The organism is Chimaeribacter californicus (assembly GCF_002858675.1).
In the GTDB taxonomy this organism is placed as follows: Bacteria; Pseudomonadota; Gammaproteobacteria; order Enterobacterales; family Enterobacteriaceae; genus Chimaeribacter; species Chimaeribacter californicus.
This window is the reverse complement of record NZ_PJZF01000001.1, coordinates 494,975-511,503: the sequence shown is the minus strand read 5'-3', so window position 1 is coordinate 511,503 and position 16,529 is coordinate 494,975. Positions and strand designations below refer to the sequence as shown.

The following is a 16,529-nucleotide window of genomic DNA, read 5'->3' as shown; positions in this document are numbered from 1 at the left end:
GGTATGCTCCCTGTGTGTGAGCCGGCATCAGGCCAGTTCAAGCAAGTCCAGATCCAGCAGTTGCGCGACTTTGCGCAGCAGCGGGCGGTGGTCGCCGTAGGCCAGCGAGGTGTGGTGCTCCATCCCGGCCGCCAGCAGCCGCTGCCGGTAGAGGTCAGCGTGAACATCCAGCCGCGCCACCCCGGCGGTGCCGGAGAAGGCCAGAGGCGCTTTCAGCATCTCGCCGCCCGCCAGCATCAGCCGCAGTTTGCCCTGCCCTTGTGAGATGCGGCAGAGGGTGATGCGCCCCGGTTTCAGCGCGAACTCCGACAGCAGCGGCAGTTTGCGGTTGGAGTGCAGCGCGGCGCGCACCGGCCCGTCGCGGTCGGCCATCTCAATCGGTGCCTGCCCGCAGTGCCAGAACACCACGCTGTCCTGTTCCGGGTCGATGTCCACCAGATCGGTATTGAACGCCCCCTGCCCGGAGGCCCACTGCAACAGCAGCGAGGAGAGCACGCCGAACATGTCCGCCTCACAGCCGCAGGGGATCTGGTCTTCATTCATCAGCGCCAGCGCACCGCAGGCGGCACAGCCATAGTCGGTGAAGAAATCGGGCCAGCAGCGCACGGCGATGCCGTCATAGCCGTGGGTTTTCGCCTGCTGTTGCAGCGCGGCATAGACTTTCAGCGTTTTGCGGGTCGGCGCTTCCGGCATCTCCTCAAGGTTGCTGAAATCGCGGCTGCGCCGCTGCCACGGGGCATCGGTGACGCGCTCCGGCAGCGCGGCCGCCTGCGCGATCAGTTCCTGCACCGGCAGCCGCTCGCTGTGGGTACCGAAGCGTGCTTCCAGCTGGTCACGGTCATAGTTGCAGGCATCAAAGCCTTGCGGGTGGTCGCCCACTACCAGCACTTTCGCCCGCCGCAGTTTGCTGACGATCCCGGCGGCCTGTGCCAGCAGGCGCAGCTCCGTGGCGGCGTGGGCGCTGCCCGGCGCGGCGTGCAGCGTGTGTACGCGAAGGCCGTGGCGGCTCAGGGCATGGCAGGCGAGGTTCACGCCGCAAAAGGCGTTTAGCCGCAACCGCCCGCCGGTGCGCGCCTCCGGGAACGACCAGAGCAGCGTGGGCACCGCCCATGCCCGCAGCAGTTCGGTGGTCAGCGCCGCGTCGGTAAAGGTCACTTGCAGGATCACCAGCAGATCGGGTTGCGCCTCACGCAGCGCGGCAGCGGCGGTGTGTACCGCGTCCGCATCCAGGCAGAGCACCGGCTCCCCGGCCAGCCGGACGCCGAGGCCGCGCAGCGTCTGCCACGCCTGCGCCAGCATCTCCTCTGCATAGGGCACATCAAAGGTGGCGCGCCCCAGCGCCAGCACGCCGAGGGTCAGCGGACGGGCAGTATTATCGTTCATGGCTTACTCCTCCCTGAGGATGCTGAAATGGTGCGCGGTGTGGTGGCGGTAGATTTCGCCCGGTTGCAGGACAACGCCGGGGAAGTGCGGCTGGTTAACGCTGTCCGGGAAGGCCTGCGTCTCCAGGCACAGCCCGGCAAACGCGCCGTAGGGCGCGCCGCCCTTGCCGACCCACGGCCGGTTGCTGAGTTTCGCGCCGTTATAGAGTTGCAGGCCGGGCTGGTCGGTAAACACCCGCATTTCACGCCCGGAGACCGGGTCTGCCAGCGTGGCGGCCGGGTGCAAACCGTTGCCCGTAGAACGCGCCCGCAACACATAGTTGATGTCGATGGCCGGTTGCTGCGCCATCGCCGCGCCCAGCGCGATCGGTTGACGGAAATCGAGCGGCGTGCCCGCTACCGCGTAGATCCCGCCGGTCGGCAGCATGGTCGCCGGGTCAACCGGGGTATAGAGATCGGCCTCTATCTGCAACCGGTGCCCGCGGATGTCAGACGCCTGCGCTGACAGATTGTAGTAGCTGTGGTTGGTGAGGTTGACCGGCGTCGCCCGGTCGGTCACCGCGTCATACTCAACATGCAGCACGTTCTCTTCCGTCAGGCGGATGCGGTGCGTCACCGCCAGCGTGCCGGGGTAGCCCTCTTCGCCGTCCGGCGAGACGCGGTGGAAGCGCACGCCGTCCGCTTCAGCCTCCGCCTGCCAGACGTACTTATCAAAGCCGCGCACCCCACCGTGCAGGTGCTGGCCGGTGGCCGCCTCATTGCAGGCCAGCGTGAACGTCTCCCGGCCGAGGCGGAAGCCGCCGCCGCCGATGCGGTTGGCACAGCGCCCGGCTATCGCGCCGAAAAACGGGTGCCCGGCCTGATACTCCGCCAGCGTGTCAAAGCCCAGTACCACGTCCGCCAGCCTGCCGTGCCGGTCGGGCAGCCAGAGCTGGGTAATGATGCAGCCATAGTTAGTGACTGCTAACCTGATGCCCTGCGCATTGGTCAGGGTAAACAGGCTCACCGCCTGCCCCTGGTGTTCCCCAAACGGGGTTGCTGTTACCTGCGTCATCTCACTCTCCTGTAAAATGGCCCGCCTGCCCCTGACTGCCGAACAGCCGGATCTTCTCCTGCACTTTGCGCCGCATCGCCTCGCGCCCGCTGCCCAGCGACACCGCCAGCGCGTACTCCTGCGGGTCATCGGCCAGCACCGCCGCCATGCCTTCGGTAAACGCCTGCCGCAACTCGGTGTCCACGTTGACTTTGGCGACCCCGAGGCCGATGGCGCGGCGCACCTGATCGTCCGGCACGCCGGAGCCGCCGTGCAGCACTACCGGCCGCTGCACGATTTCACGGATCTCCGCCAGCCGGTCAAACGCCAGCCGGGGCGTTGTTTTGTACAGCCCGTGGGCGGTGCCGATAGAAACCGCCAGGTAATCCACCCCGGTGGCCTGCACAAAGGCCAGCGCCTCGTCGCAGCCGGTGATCAGCGCATCCTCTTCCGCCACGTCGATCTCATCCTCCACGCCGCCGATTTTGCCGATCTCCCCTTCACAGCCGATGTGCAGCGCGTGGGCGACCTCCGCCACCGCGTGGGTAATGCGCACGTTCTCATCAAACGGCAGGTGCGAGCCGTCAAACATCACCGACTGGAAGCCGCAGCGCACCGCCTCCATGGTCTGCTCAAAGCTGCGGCTGTGGTCGAGGTGCACGCAGACCGGCACCGTCACGCGGTCCAGCCAGGCATCCACCAGCGCTTTCATCGGCCGCATCCCCAGCGTGTTAATCACCTTCTGGCCGATCTGGATCATCACCGGGGACTGCTCCGCCTCGGCAGCCTCCAGGATCGCCAGCACGGTTTCGGCGTTGTGGGCGCTGAACGCGCCGATGGCATAACCCTGCTGCCACGCATGGCGAATCAGGGTATCTCCCGCGATATAGGGCATAGTTCACTCCTCTGTAGTGATGTGTCAGATGTCGTGATATGTCAGATGTCGTGACGTGTCAGGCACCGTGATAATGCCGCCCTGCGGCGGCCCGGGCCTGTTCCAGCAGGGCGCTCCAGTCCTGCCGCCCACGCCCCTGTGCCCGCGCCTGGCTGTAGAGCTCACGTGCGGCCGCGCCCAGCGGCAGCGGCACGCGCAACTGGCCGCCGATGTCCAGCGCCAGCCCCAGATCCTTGTGGGCCAGATCGATCATAAAGGCCGGGCTGAGGTCGCCTTTCAGCACTTTGTCCGGCCAGCTGGTGGTGAAATGTCCGCGCCCGGCGGAGGTCTGGCCCATCACCTCCAGCGCGTTGGCGAGCGGCAGGCCGAGCGCCTCGCACAGTACCGCCGCCTCGGCCGAGAGCGCATTGAGCGCGATGCTCATGTAGTTGTTGACGATTTTCATGCGGATGCCGCACCCCGGGCCGCCCGTTTCCACCAGCGTGTCCCCCATGCAGCGCAGCAACGGCGCGGCACGGCGCACCTGTTCCGGCGTGCCGCCCGCCAGGATCAGCAGCGTGCCTGCTACCGCATGTTCCGAGGTGCGCCCGACCGGCGCATCCATAAAGCTGACGCCCCGTTCGGCCATCGCCTGCGCCAGCGCGTCGCTCTCCAGCGGATGGATGGTGGACATCTCCACCACCAGCGCGCCGGGGGTGAGGGTCTCCGCGACGCCCTGCGCGCCCAGCAGCACCTGCCGCACCCGCTGCCCATCCGGCAGCATGGTGATCACCACCTCCACGCCGCGCGCCGCGTCTGCCGGGCTGGCGGCGGCCTCTGCCCCGTCGGCCACCAGCGACGCCACCGCCTGCGGGCTGAGATCGTAAACCTGTAGCCAATGCCCGTGGCGCAACAGGTTCCGCGCCATCGGCGCGCCCATCTGCCCCAGTCCGATAAATGCCACTTTCGCCATGGCTGCGTTCTCCCTTTTGGTCATGCCCAAGAAAAAATGACATTCAATCTGTCATTTCATGGTGTTTTTTGATCATATTTGTTGTTTTGAGTAAAAAATCAGACACCAGTCACTTTTTCAACAATTTGCGCCGATAAACTGGACAGCAGTGACCATCAGGATCGTTAAGGAGAGCGCCATGACCACATTGGCCTGCGTGGGGATTACCGTGGAAGACCGGTTGTATTATCTGGATACGCTGCCTGAGGGCGGCGGCAAGTATGTGGCCCGGGAGTATCAGGAAGCGGGCGGCGGCCCGGCGGCCACCGCGGCGGTGGCGGCCGCGCGGCTGGGGGCGCAGGTCGATTTTATCGGCCGCGTCGGGCAGGATGCCTGCGGTGAGGCACTGTGCGCCGGGCTGGCGGCGGAGGGCGTATCGGTGCAGCACTGCCGCCGGATAGCGGGCGCGGCCTCCGGCCAGTCCGCCATTGTGGTGGATCGCTACGGTGAGCGGATGATCATCAACTTTCCCGGCCGGGCGCTGGCGGCCGACGCGGAGTGGCTGGATGCGATCGATTTCCGGCGCTATGACGCGCTGCTGGCTGATGTGCGCTGGCCGGAAGGGGCGCAACAGGCGATGGCACAGGCGCGGGCGGCGGGCATCCCGACGGTGCTGGACGCCGACCTCACGCCGCAGCCGATCGCCCCGCTGCTGGCGCTGGCTGACCATGCGGCCTTCTCCTGGCCCGCCCTGCAACGGCTGGCCGGGGATCTGCCGCCGGAGGCCGCCCTGCGCCGGGCCGCCGCGCTGACGCCCGGCACCGTTTACGTCACGCTCGGCAGTCAGGGCTGTTTCTGGCTGGAAGAGGGGTGCTGCCGCCACCAACCGGCATTTGAGGTGGAGGTGAAAGACACCACCGGCGCCGGGGATGTGTTCCACGGTGCGCTGGCCTGGGCGATTGCCCGCCACGCGACCCCGGCGGAGGCCGTGCGCCTGGCCAGTGCGGCGGCGGCGCTCAAATGCACCCGGCCGGGCGGACGGGCGGGCATTGCGGACTGTGATCAACTCAGCGCATTTTTGTCACATTATGTATAAACTGGCCCGCAACCGGACACGGAGATAAGGATAAGGAGCAGCCATGAGTTTGACGGATCTGACGGGCAACCCCCGGCATGACCAGCTGATCGCGCTGATCGCGGAGCGGGGCTACATGAGCATTGAGGCGCTGGCGCAGTTGCTGGCGGTATCGACCCAGACGGTGCGCCGCGATATCCGCAAGCTGAGCCAGGAGGGGTTTATTACCCGCCACCACGGCGGCGCGGGGCGCGCCTCCAGCCTGGTAAATACCGCCTTCGAACAGCGCGAACTGGCCTGCAACGATGAAAAACGGGCGATTGCTGAGGCGTTGGCCCGGCAGTTGCCTGACCGCTGCACGCTGTTTATGACCATCGGCACCACCGTTGAGCATATCGCCCGGGCGCTGCTCTCCCACAGCCAGTTGCGCATCATCACCAACAGCCTGCGGGTGGCGCAGATCCTCTATAAGCAGAAAGATTTTGAGGTGCTGGTGCCGGGCGGCACGCTGCGCGCCCACAACGGCGGCATTATCGGGCCGAGCGCCATCCAGTTTGTCTCCGGTTTCCGCGCGGATTACACCCTCACCAGCACCGGCGCGCTGGAAGCGGACGGCACGCTGCTGGAGTTTGACGTCAACGAAGCGGCGATGGCGCGGGCGATGATGGCCCACAGCCGCAATGTGCTGGTGGCGGCGGACCACACCAAGTTCCGCGCCTCGGCGGCCGTGGAGCTGGCACAGGTCAGTGAGATCAGCGCGCTGTTTACCGACACCGCCCCGCCGCCGCCGCTGGCCGCCCGGCTGGCTGCCGCCGCGGTAGAGGTACACCTGGCACCGGTCACTGCCGCCGGTGACGCCGTGCCCTGATCGTTGTCAATCCGCTGAATGGGCGGCCCCGGCGGCCGTTTCACAGCGGATTACCCGGCCGCCGGGGTGGTATACTGGCCGCCATCACATCGCCGAGCGGATCACCTGCCCTATTTATGGACATTAAACAACTTATCTACCTCTGCAACCTGGAGCGGGAGCGCCACTTCGGCCGCGCCGCCGAGGCCAGTTTCGTCAGCCAGCCGACGCTCTCCATGCGCTTAAAAAACCTGGAGAAAGAGCTGGGGCTGAACCTGATCAACCGGGGCAATAACTTCGAGGGCTTCACCGCTGAGGGGCAGCGGGTGCTGAACTGGGCGCGTGAGATTGTCGCGGTGTATCAGGGGCTGAAGCTGGAAGTGGACTCCCTGAAGCACGGGCTGACCGGCACGCTGCGCATCGGCGTGATGCCGCAATGCAGCCTGTCGCTGGCGGAGATGCTGAAGGGCGTGCAGGCGGATAACCCGCGGCTCGACTACCGGGTGGCCGAGCTGAGCGCCGATCAGCTGCTGGATGCGCTGAACAGCCACGCGGTGGATGTGGGCATCGGGTTCTTTGAAATGACCACGCTGAACGAACTGCGTTTCCAGATGCAGCCGCTGGAGGACAGCGGCGTGGATGTGCTCTACCACCCCGACCATTTCCCGCACCTGAACGGTGACACGCCGCTGGCGCTGGCGGAGGCGGCCGCGCTGCCGCTCTGCCTCTCTGATTCCAGCCGCTACTTCCGCCGCTACCTGGATAACCAGTTCAGCCTGGCCGGGCTGGTGCTGCGGCCGATCCTTGACAGCAGCTCGATTTTCCAGCTGATGCAGGGGGTGTATGTCGGGCTGGGTTGTGGGCTGGTGCCGCACGGCCACCTGATTGACGCCATGACCCCCGCCCTGCGCTACCGCCCGCTGGCGATTGCGCCGATGAGCCGCCACGCCGCGCTGGTGGTGGCCGAAACCGGCCGCGCCACCCCGCTCGCCCAGCACTTCTTCGATGCCGCCCAGGCCTGGCTGCGCGAACGGCAGGCGTAAAAACGCCGCCTGAGAAGGCGGCGTGATGGCGTGCCGGGTGGACGGCGCGCCTAGTGCAGCTGGAGGGCGTGCTGTTCGCGCCAGTAAGCGTGCAGTTGCAGGGCGGCAGGCTGGATCGCCTCCTGGCTTTCGGCGTATTCCTCCGGCGTCATCTGTGCCAGCAGCGGCGCGTTCTCCTCCTGCCCGTGCAGGGTGATCGCCCCCAGCGCCGGTTCCAGATCTGCCGGCAGCGGCGGCCAGTCGCCCAGCGCCATGCCGCGCAAATACCCGAAGCACCACTCTTCCACAATGGTGTGCTCCTCTTCCCCTTCCTCGAGGTAGCCGAACATCGGGTCAAACTGGTCAGGCGCCTCATTGAGCCGCTGATCGATGTCGTTCATATGCTGGAAGGTGAGATCCATAAAGCGGGTCATCTCCTGCTCCGATGACCAGTGCGGGACGTGCGCTTCGCCGCCCCACAGCGCCGTCAGCCACTGCGCGGGCTCAATCACCGTTGGCCCGGAGAGAATCGCCGTCAGCAGGCCATCCAGCTCCGAGACATCCAGCACCGAGTCCTCATTGCCGTATTTGAGCAGCACCTCGTCCAGCCACTCAAGCTCTTCTTCATTCAATGGCCCTTGATTCATACCGCGCCTCCTCAGGCTTAGGGGGGCCGTGAGAACGGCACCCGGGTGTATTACTCTATTTTAGCTGCCAAAACCGGAACGGCAGGGAGAAAAAAGCCGGCACGGTGGCCGGCTCGTCTTTGTCTGGCGTACTAGATCTTCAGTTTGACGTAGTCCACCGCGCGGCTGAACAGGCTGCCCTGTTTCACCGGCTCCAGCACCACCAGCGGGATCGATTTGAGCACTTTGCCCTGATCGACGATGTTGATCTTGCCCACCGCCTGCCCTTTTTGCAGCGGCGCGTCCAGCTGCGGGCTGTTCAGCACGTATTGCGCTTTGATCTTGTCGCTGTCACCGGCCGGGACGCTGAGGAACACCGCGTCGGCGCTGCCCAGTTTCACTTTGTCGGTGTCACCGTACCAGACCGGCTCGCTGGCGATGTTCTGCCCGGCCTTGAACACCGGCAAAGTGGAGAACTCGCGGAAGCCCCAGGTCAGCAGTTTGCGCGCCTGCTCCTCACGCCCTTTCGGGCTTTTGCCGCCCATCACCACGGCGATCAGGCGGCGCTGGCCTTCGGTCGCCGAGGCGATAATGTTGAACCCGGCGCTTTCGGTATGGCCGGTTTTCAGGCCGTCCACGTTGAGGTTTTTGTCCCACAGCAGGCCGTTGCGGTTGTTCTGGGTGATGTTGTTATACGTCAGCGTCTTCTCGCCATACATCCGGTACTCCTCCGGCTCGCCGTGGATGATGGCGCGCGAGAGCACCGCCAGGTCATGCGCGGTGGTGTATTGCCCCGGCGCATCCAGCCCGTGTACGGTCTGGAAGTGGGTATCGTTCAGGCCGAGCCGGGTGACGTACTGGTTCATCAGATCCACAAACGCCGGCTGGCTGCCCGCCACGTAATCCGCCATGGCCACGCAGGCGTCATTGCCGGAGTCGATGATGATGCCGCGGCTCAGGTCACGCACGGTGACGCGGTCGCCGGGCTTGAGGAACATCAGGGAGGAGCCGGCAAACACCGGGTTGCCCGCGGCCCACGCATCTTTGCCCACGGTGACCACGTCATCCAGGGTGATTTTGTGCTGATCCAGCGCGCGATCCACCACATAGCCGGTCATCAGCTTGGTGAGGCTGGCCGGGTTGCGGCGTTCGTCCTGGTTGCCCTGCGCCAGGATGTCGCCGGTGGCGTAGTCCATCAGCACAAAGGAGGCGGCATCAATGCCCGGGGCCACCACCGGGAACGCCACCGGCGCGACGCCGGCCGCCGTCGGCGCATCGGCCGCCATGCTCTGCCCGGCGGTCATCATCAATACGCCACATAACATACTCAATACACTACGCTTCACACACTTATCCTCTTACCGCGCAGGCAACCCCGGCCCGCGCCAAAAAACCGATGAAAATCCGGCGGGTAGAGTGCATGAATTCCGCAGCAGGTGAAACCCTAAGACCTTTGCCAAAGATTGCATAATGAAACGGCGCTGTTACAAGTCGGTCACAAAAACAACAGCCTGCGCCGGCGGGCTTTTTGTTGCGCAATCTGTTCCGGTGCGATAAGCATCCTCTATCAGGCGATTGCGCCATTCGATTAGACGCTCCCCCCTTCACTCCCTAGAATTGCGACATAAATTATGCAAACGCTTAAAAAAGTGTTTACGTTTCTGAAACAACTACACCTGCGACAACACATCGAATGAAATTCAAACCTGCTATTAAACCGTACACCGGCGCTGCGGGCGGCTGGGGCGCGCTTGAGTCCACTACCCGTTATGTCTTCGACAGCAAAAAAGTGCTGTCTAACCTGCGCAACCTGATGCGCGTGAACAAAGGCCGCGGGTTTGACTGCCCCGGCTGTGCCTGGGGTGACGACAACCACAGCACCTTCAGCTTCTGTGAGAACGGCGCGAAAGCCGTGACCTGGGAAGCGACCCGCAAAGCGGTGGAGCCGGAGTTCTTCGCCAAACACAGCGTCTCTACCCTGCGTGAGCAGAGCGACTATTTCCTGGAGTACCAGGGCCGCATCACCCACCCGATGCGCTATGACCGCGCCACCGACCGCTACCGCCCGGTAAGCTGGGAAGCCGCCTTCGCGCTGATTGCCGAGCACATCAAGGCGATGGACAACCCGAACCAGATCGAGCTCTACACCTCCGGCCGCGCCAGTAACGAAGCCTCTTACCTTTATCAGGTGTTCGGCCGCATGCTCGGCACCAACAACTTCCCGGACTGCTCCAACATGTGCCACGAGGCGAGCGGTGTGGCGCTGAAACAGAGCATCGGCGTCGGCAAGGGCACCATCCGCCTGGATGATTTCGAAAAAGCGGACGCGATTTTCGTCTTCGGCCAGAACCCCGGCACCAACCACCCGCGTATGCTGCACAGCCTGCGCCATGCCGCTGACCGCGGCGCGCGCGTGGTGAGCTTCAACACCCTGCGTGAACGTGGCCTGGAGCGTTTCGCTGACCCGCAGAAACCGCTGGAAGTGATCACCACCAAAGCCGGCCGCATCAGCTCCGCCTATTACCAGCCGAACCTCGGTGGTGACATGGCCGCCGTGCGCGGGATGGTGAAAGTGCTGCTGGAGCGCCACCGCCTGAAACTGGCGGCCGGTGAGCCGGGCCTGTTCGATCAGGCGTTCCTCGACCAGAACTGCGAAGGCGTGGAAGCCTATTTCGACGCGGTGGATGCCACCTCCTGGGATCACATCGTCAGCCAGTCCGGCCTGAGCGAGCAGGAACTGCGTGAAGCCGCCACCATTTATGAAGGTGCAGAGCGCGTGATCTGCACCTGGGCGATGGGCCTGACCCAGCACAAGCATTCGGTGCCGACCATCCGTGAAGTGGTGAACCTGCAACTGCTGTTCGGCCAGCTCGGTAAACCGGGTGCCGGCCTCTGCCCGGTGCGCGGCCACAGTAACGTGCAGGGCAACCGCACCATGGGCATCGACGAAAAAGCCCCGGCCGCGCTGATGGACAGCCTGGCGGCGCATTTCAACTTCACCCCGCCGCGTGAAAAAGGGCACAACACCGTGGAAGCGCTGGAAGCGATGCTGCGCGGCGAAGTGAAAGTGCTGATCGCGCTGGGCGGCAACCTGGCGGCGGCCGCGCCGGACACCGACCGCACCGCAGCCGCGTTGCAGGCCTGTGACCTGAGCGTGCAGATCAGCACCAAACTCAACCGCAGCCACCTGCTGCCGGGCAAAGATGCGCTGATCCTGCCGACCCTGGGCCGTACCGAGCTGGACATGCAGGCCACCGGTTCGCAGTTCATCACCGTGGAAGACTCCTTCAGCATGGTGCACGCCTCTGAAGGCGTGGGCAAACCGATCTCCGACATGCAGCGTTCCGAAACCGCGATTGTCTGCGGCATCGCGGATGCGGTGCTCGGCACCCAGTACCTGGACTGGATGGCGCTGGCAGCGGACTACAACCTGATCCGCAACCACATTGAAGCCACCATCCCCGGCTTCCAGGATTTCAATGCCCGTTGTGACATCAAAGGCGGCTTCTACCTCGGCAACGCAGCGGCAGAGCTGCGCTTCAATACGCCGGGCAACAAGGCCCACTTCAGCAACGCCCCGCTGCCGGAAGCCGTGATCCCGATGCCGGACGGTGAAAAAGCGCCGTTTACCCTGCAATCCCTGCGTTCACACGACCAGTACAACACCACCATCTACGGCCTGGATGACCGCTACCGCGGCGTGTACGGCCAGCGTGAAGTGCTGTTCATCCACCCGCAGGATATGGCGGCGCTGGATCTGAAAGAGGGTGAGCTGGTTGACATCGAGACAATCTGGCATGACGGCGTGGAACGTGTGGTCACCGGCTTCAAGCTGGTGAGCTATGACATTCCGCGCGGTAACCTGGCGGCCTACTACCCGGAAACCAACCCGCTGGTGCCGATGTCCAGCTTCGGTGACGGCACCCATACCCCGACCTCCAAATCGGTGCCGGTGGTGATTCGCCGCAGCGAACAACGTGACCTCCGCCGCATCGCCTGATGCGGTTTCCCGGCCGGTGGCCGGGCCTTGCCAAAGGCGCTTTATTCGCAGGGGATTGCGGCTAAAGCGCTTGCCCGTCGCGGCTGATTCGCGTAAAACTGTCAGCCGCGATTTATGCCACCCTTAACCCACGCCCGGGACGCTATGTTTCAAGATAACCCGCTGCTTGCACAGCTAAAACAGCAACTCCACTCTCAGACTCCCCGCGCGGAAGGCGTGGTCAAAGGCACTGAGAAAGGCTTTGGCTTCCTGGAAGTGGACGGCCAGAAAAGCTACTTCATCCCGCCGCCGTACATGAAGAAAGTGATGCATGGTGACCGGGTAATCGCTGCCCTCCATACCGAAAAAGAGCGTGAGGTTGCTGACCCGGAAACGCTGGTGGAGCCGTTCCTGACGCGCTTTGTCGGCCGGGTACAGAAAAAAGATGACCGCCTGTCCATTGTGCCGGATCATCCGTTGCTGAAAGACGCCATCCAGTGCCGCCCGGCACGCGATGTAAAACATGACTTCAAAGAGGGTGACTGGGCCGTTGCTGAGATGCGCCGCCACCCGCTGAAAGGCGACCGCAGCTTCTACGCTGACCTGACCGCCTACATTACTTTTGGTGAAGACGATTTCGCCCCCTGGTGGGTGACGCTGGCGCGCCATAACCTTGAGCGTGAAGCGCCGGAGGCCGAGGCCCCGACTGAGATGCTGGCCGCCCAGCCGCCGCGTGAAGACCTCACCGCCCTGCCGTTCGTGACCATCGACAGCGCCAGCACCGAAGACATGGACGATGCGCTCTATGTTGAGACGCTGGCCGACGGCCGCCTGCAACTCACCGTGGCGATTGCTGACCCGACCGCCTACGTCAGCGAAGGCAGTGACATCGACAACGCTGCGCGCATCCGCGCCTTCACCAACTACCTGCCGGGCTTCAACATCCCGATGCTGCCGCGCGAGCTGTCTGACGACACCTGCTCACTGCGCCCGGACGTGCTGCGCCCGGTGCTGGCCTGCCGCGTGACGCTGGGTGAAGACGGCAGCCTGGGTGATGACATCCGTTTTTTTGCCGCCAACATCGAGTCGAAAGCCAAACTGGTGTATGACGAGGTCTCTGACTGGCTGGAAGAGAAAGGCGGCTGGCAGCCGCAAAATGACGCGATTGCTGAACAAATCCGCCTGCTGAAGCGCGTGTGTGACCTGCGCAGCCAGTGGCGTGAACAGCACGCGCTGGTGTTCAAAGACCGCCCGGACTTCCGCTTTGTGCTGGGTGACAAGGGCAATGTGCTGGAGATCGTGGTGGAGCACCGCCGCATCGCCAACCGCATTGTGGAAGAGTCGATGATTGCCGCCAACGTCTGCGCCGCCCGCGTGCTGCGTGACCGCCTCGGCTTCGGCGTGTACAACGTCCACACCGGCTTCGACCCGCTGCTGGTGGAGAATGCGGTGGCGATCCTCGAGGCCAACGGCATCAAGGCGGACGCCGCCGAACTGCTGACCCTGCCGGGCTTCTGCACCCTGCGCCGTGAGCTGGATGCCCAGCCGACGCCGTTCCTCGACAGCCGCATCCGCCGCTTCCAGACCTTCGCGGAGATCGCTACCGAACCCGGCCCGCACTTCGGCCTCGGCCTGGAGGCGTACGCCACCTGGACGTCGCCGATCCGTAAGTACGGCGACATGGTGAACCACCGCCTGCTGAAAGCGATCATCCTGGAACAGGGTGCTGAGCGCCCGCAGGCCGAGATGACGCAACAGCTGGCCGACCGCCGCCGCCTGAACCGCATGGCGGAGCGCGATGTGGGTGACTGGCTCTACGCCCGTTACCTGCAGCCGAAAGTCGGCAGCGGCGAGCGCTTCCGCGCCGAGGTGATCGACGTCACCCGCGGCGGCCTGCGCGTGCGCCTGCTGGACAACGGCGCGGTGGCCTTTATCCCGGCCCCGTTCCTGCACGCCGTGCGTGACGAACTGGTGTGCAGCCAGGAGACCGGCACCGTGCAGATCAAAGGTGAAGTCGCCTACCGCCAGAGCGACGTGATCGAGGTTGAAATCGCCGAAGTGCGCATGGAAAACCGCAACGTGATCGCCCGCCCGGCCGCCTGACCGGTTAATCCCCGGCATTGATCTGCTCATCCCGCACTCCGGTGCGGGATTTTTTTGCCTGCGTCCGGCCTGTTTCTCCGGTTAAAACCCTGCCCGCCTCACACTTCTTCGCAGCCCCGCTTCTCAAGCGCGCCACAATCCCTATGGTTAACAGGTTACAAAAGTTTAGCCGGGGTTACAGGTGGTTAACGGCACGCCGCGCCCTGCCCCCGGCCGCGCATTTCCCCCTTCCTCCCCTACAGATACAAGGAGCAGTTTCCATGAACAACGTCAAAACCAGGCTTATCTGGTTAGCGGTGGCGTTACTCGGTGCGGTGGCCTTTGCCATGCTGGCCCTGAGCCGTGGCGAGGCGGTCAACGCCGTGTGGCTGGTGGTGGCCGCCGTGGCCTGTTACAGCATCGCTTACCGTTTTTACAGCCGGTTCATCGCGACAAAGGTGTTTGAGCTGGATGACCGCCGCATGACCCCGGCGGAGCGCCGAAACGACGGGCTGGACTATGTGCCGACCAATAAGTGGGTGCTGTTCGGCCACCACTTCGCGGCGATTGCCGGGGCCGGGCCGCTGGTCGGGCCGATCCTGGCGGCGCAGATGGGCTTTCTGCCCGGCACGCTGTGGATTTTGATCGGCGTGATGCTGGCCGGTGCCGTGCAGGATTTCCTGATCCTGTTTATCTCGACCCGCCGCGACGGCCGCTCGCTGGGCGAAATGGCGAAGCAGGAGCTGGGGGCGTTCGCCGGGGTGGTGACCATGCTCGGCGCGCTGGGGGTAATGATCATCATCCTGTCGGCGCTGGCGCTGGTGGTGGTCAAAGCGCTGGCCAACAGCCCCTGGGGCCTGTTTACCATTGCCGCGACCATCCCGATTGCGCTGCTGATGGGCGTGTATATGCGCTTTATCCGCCCCGGCAAAATCGCGGAAGTCTCGGTTATCGGGTTTGTGCTGATGATGCTGGCGATTATCTACGGCGGCAACGTGGCGCAAGACCCCTACTGGGGGCCGTTCTTTACCCTCTCCGGCACCGCGCTGACCTGGGTGCTGGTGATTTATGGCTTTGTGGCGTCGGTGCTGCCGGTGTGGCTGCTGCTGGCCCCGCGTGATTACCTCTCCACCTTCCTGAAAATCGGCGTGATCGTCGGGCTGGCGGTGGGCATTGTGTTCGCCATGCCGGAGATGAAAATGCCGGCGGTGTCGCGCTTTATTGATGGTTCCGGCCCGGTGTTTGCCGGCAGCCTGTTCCCGTTCCTGTTTATTACCATCGCCTGCGGCTCTATTTCCGGCTTCCATGCGCTGGTCTCCAGCGGCACCACGCCGAAACTGATTGAGCGCGAAAGCCATATCCGCGTTATCGGCTATGGCGCGATGCTGATGGAATCCTTTGTGGCGATCATGGCGCTGATCTGCGCCTCGGTGATTGACCCGGGCGTCTACTTCGCCATGAACTCCCCGGCGGCGCTGATCGGCACCACAGTGGAGAGCGCCTCGCAGGCGATCAACGGCTGGGGCTTTGTGGTGACGCCGGATCTGCTGACGCAGATTGCGCGTGACGTGGGCGAAACCTCGATCCTCTCCCGCGCCGGCGGCGCGCCGACCTTCGCCGTGGGCATGGCGCATATCATCACCGAGGTGTTCAACAGCCGCGCCATGATGGCGTTCTGGTACCATTTTGCCATCTTGTTTGAGGCGCTGTTTATCCTGACGGCGGTGGATGCCGGTACCCGTGCCTGCCGTTTTATGGTGCAGGATCTGGCGGGCGTAGTGGTGCCGGGGCTGGCGAATAACCGCTCATGGCTCGGCAATATGGCCGGGACGACCGTGGCGGTGGCCGGCTGGGGCTTCTTCGTTTATCAGGGGGTGATCGACCCGCTCGGCGGCATCAATACCCTGTGGCCGCTGTTCGGCATCGGCAACCAGATGCTGGCCTCGATGGCGCTGATCCTCGGCACCGTGGTGCTGTTCAAGATGAAAAAGCAGCGCTACGCCTGGGTCACGCTGTTGCCCACCGCCTGGCTGTTTATCACTTCGATGACCGCCGGCTGGCAGAAGATTTTCCATGAGAAACCGGCGATCGGCTTTCTGGCGCAGGCGCGCAAGTTCTCCGCCGGGATTGACGCCGGTACGGTGATCGCCCCGGCCAAATCGCTGAAAGACATGGAAACCATTGTGTTTGCCAACCAGATTAACGCCGCACTGTGCGCCTTCTTTATGCTGGTGGCGGTAACGATGCTGATTTCCGCCTTCTTCGTGATCCGCCGGGCATTGCGCTCCAGCCAGCCGACCACCCATGAAACCGAGGTGCGGTTGCGCCGGGAGGTGACGCATGGCTGAACATTCTCTGATACTGGCCGTGCCGCGCCCGGCAGTGTTGACAATCCGGTCTTGTCACCCGCTGGCGGACGCGCCGCCGCAGACCCTGAACAGCCGGGTGCGCCTGGTGTTCCGCCGGCTGGCGCAAAGCTTCCGGTTAATGGTCGGCGTGCATGATTACCAGGCCTACCTGCGCCACCACCGGCTGCACCACCCTGGTGACGTGCCGATGAGTGAGCGGGCCTTCCACCGTTACTGCCTGGAGGCGCGCTTCCCCAGCCAGGGCGGAAAACTGGGGAAATGCCCCTGCTGAGGCAAAAAAAACGGCTC

General features: G+C 64.2%; 13 protein-coding genes. 7 read left to right on the top strand and 6 right to left on the bottom strand.

The annotated features are described in order from the left end of the window. Nucleotides 1-27 precede the first annotated feature (27 nt). From CYR55_RS02400 to yihU, 4 genes are read right to left on the bottom strand one after another with little or no spacing between them, the layout of a single operon-like run. Nucleotides 28-1,383, bottom strand: a complete 1,356-nt coding sequence (locus CYR55_RS02400) for an L-fucose/L-arabinose isomerase family protein (protein ID WP_101814545.1) — start codon at nt 1,381-1,383, stop codon at nt 28-30. Between the two features lie 3 nt (nt 1,384-1,386). Continuing rightward, on the bottom strand, nt 1,387-2,436 hold the full coding sequence (locus tag CYR55_RS02395; RefSeq protein ID WP_101814544.1) for an aldose epimerase family protein: 1,050 nt from the start codon (nt 2,434-2,436) through the stop codon (nt 1,387-1,389). A 1-nt stretch (nt 2,437) separates the two neighbouring features. Further along, nucleotides 2,438-3,310 (bottom strand): class II fructose-bisphosphate aldolase, encoded by an 873-nt coding sequence (locus CYR55_RS02390; RefSeq protein ID WP_101814543.1) that lies wholly within the window; start codon nt 3,308-3,310, stop codon nt 2,438-2,440. Nucleotides 3,311-3,368: 58 nt separating this feature from the next. Continuing rightward, complete coding sequence (gene yihU, locus CYR55_RS02385) at nt 3,369-4,262, bottom strand: sulfolactaldehyde 3-reductase (protein WP_101814683.1); 894 nt, start codon at nt 4,260-4,262, stop codon at nt 3,369-3,371. A gap of 178 nt (nt 4,263-4,440) precedes the next feature. On the opposite strand from yihU, the gene CYR55_RS02380 reads away from it, so the two are divergent. The 3 genes from CYR55_RS02380 (at nt 4,441) to CYR55_RS02370 (ending at nt 7,206) form a co-directional block, all read left to right on the top strand. Further along, complete coding sequence (locus tag CYR55_RS02380; protein ID WP_101814542.1) at nt 4,441-5,337, top strand: PfkB family carbohydrate kinase; 897 nt, start codon at nt 4,441-4,443, stop codon at nt 5,335-5,337. Nucleotides 5,338-5,380: 43 nt separating this feature from the next. After that, nucleotides 5,381-6,184, top strand: coding sequence for a DeoR/GlpR family DNA-binding transcription regulator (locus CYR55_RS02375; protein ID WP_101814541.1), 804 nt, complete (start codon nt 5,381-5,383; stop codon nt 6,182-6,184). A gap of 116 nt (nt 6,185-6,300) precedes the next feature. Then, on the top strand, nt 6,301-7,206 hold the full coding sequence (locus CYR55_RS02370) for a LysR family transcriptional regulator (protein WP_101814540.1): 906 nt from the start codon (nt 6,301-6,303) through the stop codon (nt 7,204-7,206). Nucleotides 7,207-7,256: 50 nt separating this feature from the next. Here CYR55_RS02370 and CYR55_RS02365 read toward each other — a convergent pair whose 3' ends face one another. Together CYR55_RS02365 and dacD are read right to left on the bottom strand one after the other, a co-directional pair. After that, nucleotides 7,257-7,832, bottom strand: a complete 576-nt coding sequence (locus tag CYR55_RS02365) for a YecA/YgfB family protein (RefSeq protein WP_101814539.1) — start codon at nt 7,830-7,832, stop codon at nt 7,257-7,259. A 131-nt stretch (nt 7,833-7,963) separates the two neighbouring features. Next, a complete protein-coding gene (gene dacD / locus CYR55_RS02360; RefSeq protein ID WP_101814538.1) occupies nt 7,964-9,157 on the bottom strand; it encodes a serine-type D-Ala-D-Ala carboxypeptidase DacD in 1,194 nt (397 codons plus the stop codon). 347 nt (nt 9,158-9,504) lie between these two features. On the opposite strand from dacD, the gene CYR55_RS02355 reads away from it, so the two are divergent. The 4 genes from CYR55_RS02355 (at nt 9,505) to CYR55_RS02340 (ending at nt 16,512) form a co-directional block, all read left to right on the top strand. Then, entirely contained in the window at nt 9,505-11,811 is a 2,307-nt protein-coding gene (locus CYR55_RS02355) for an FdhF/YdeP family oxidoreductase (RefSeq protein WP_101814537.1), read from the top strand. 144 nt (nt 11,812-11,955) lie between these two features. Beyond that, nucleotides 11,956-13,893, top strand: coding sequence for an exoribonuclease II (locus CYR55_RS02350; protein WP_101814536.1), 1,938 nt, complete (start codon nt 11,956-11,958; stop codon nt 13,891-13,893). Nucleotides 13,894-14,153: 260 nt separating this feature from the next. Beyond that, complete coding sequence (locus CYR55_RS02345) at nt 14,154-16,220, top strand: carbon starvation CstA family protein (RefSeq protein WP_101814535.1); 2,067 nt, start codon at nt 14,154-14,156, stop codon at nt 16,218-16,220. Beyond that, the gene (locus tag CYR55_RS02340; RefSeq protein ID WP_101814534.1) at nt 16,213-16,512 is read left to right on the top strand and encodes a YbdD/YjiX family protein; all 300 of its coding nucleotides are present in this window, start codon (nt 16,213-16,215) and stop codon (nt 16,510-16,512) included. Before CYR55_RS02345 ends, CYR55_RS02340 begins: the two co-directional genes overlap by 8 nt. Nucleotides 16,513-16,529: the final 17 nt, after the last annotated feature.

Coding starts and splice junctions, on each gene's coding strand:
- CYR55_RS02400 (WP_101814545.1), bottom strand. CDS start 1,383: ATGAACGATAATACTGCCCGTCCGCTGACCCTCGGCGTGCTGGCGCTG.
- CYR55_RS02395 (WP_101814544.1), bottom strand. CDS start 2,436: ATGACGCAGGTAACAGCAACCCCGTTTGGGGAACACCAGGGGCAGGCG.
- CYR55_RS02390 (WP_101814543.1), bottom strand. CDS start 3,310: ATGCCCTATATCGCGGGAGATACCCTGATTCGCCATGCGTGGCAGCAG.
- yihU (WP_101814683.1), bottom strand. CDS start 4,262: ATGGCGAAAGTGGCATTTATCGGACTGGGGCAGATGGGCGCGCCGATG.
- CYR55_RS02380 (WP_101814542.1), top strand. CDS start 4,441: ATGACCACATTGGCCTGCGTGGGGATTACCGTGGAAGACCGGTTGTAT.
- CYR55_RS02375 (WP_101814541.1), top strand. CDS start 5,381: ATGAGTTTGACGGATCTGACGGGCAACCCCCGGCATGACCAGCTGATC.
- CYR55_RS02370 (WP_101814540.1), top strand. CDS start 6,301: ATGGACATTAAACAACTTATCTACCTCTGCAACCTGGAGCGGGAGCGC.
- CYR55_RS02365 (WP_101814539.1), bottom strand. CDS start 7,832: ATGAATCAAGGGCCATTGAATGAAGAAGAGCTTGAGTGGCTGGACGAG.
- CYR55_RS02355 (WP_101814537.1), top strand. CDS start 9,505: ATGAAATTCAAACCTGCTATTAAACCGTACACCGGCGCTGCGGGCGGC.
- CYR55_RS02350 (WP_101814536.1), top strand. CDS start 11,956: ATGTTTCAAGATAACCCGCTGCTTGCACAGCTAAAACAGCAACTCCAC.
- CYR55_RS02345 (WP_101814535.1), top strand. CDS start 14,154: ATGAACAACGTCAAAACCAGGCTTATCTGGTTAGCGGTGGCGTTACTC.
- CYR55_RS02340 (WP_101814534.1), top strand. CDS start 16,213: ATGGCTGAACATTCTCTGATACTGGCCGTGCCGCGCCCGGCAGTGTTG.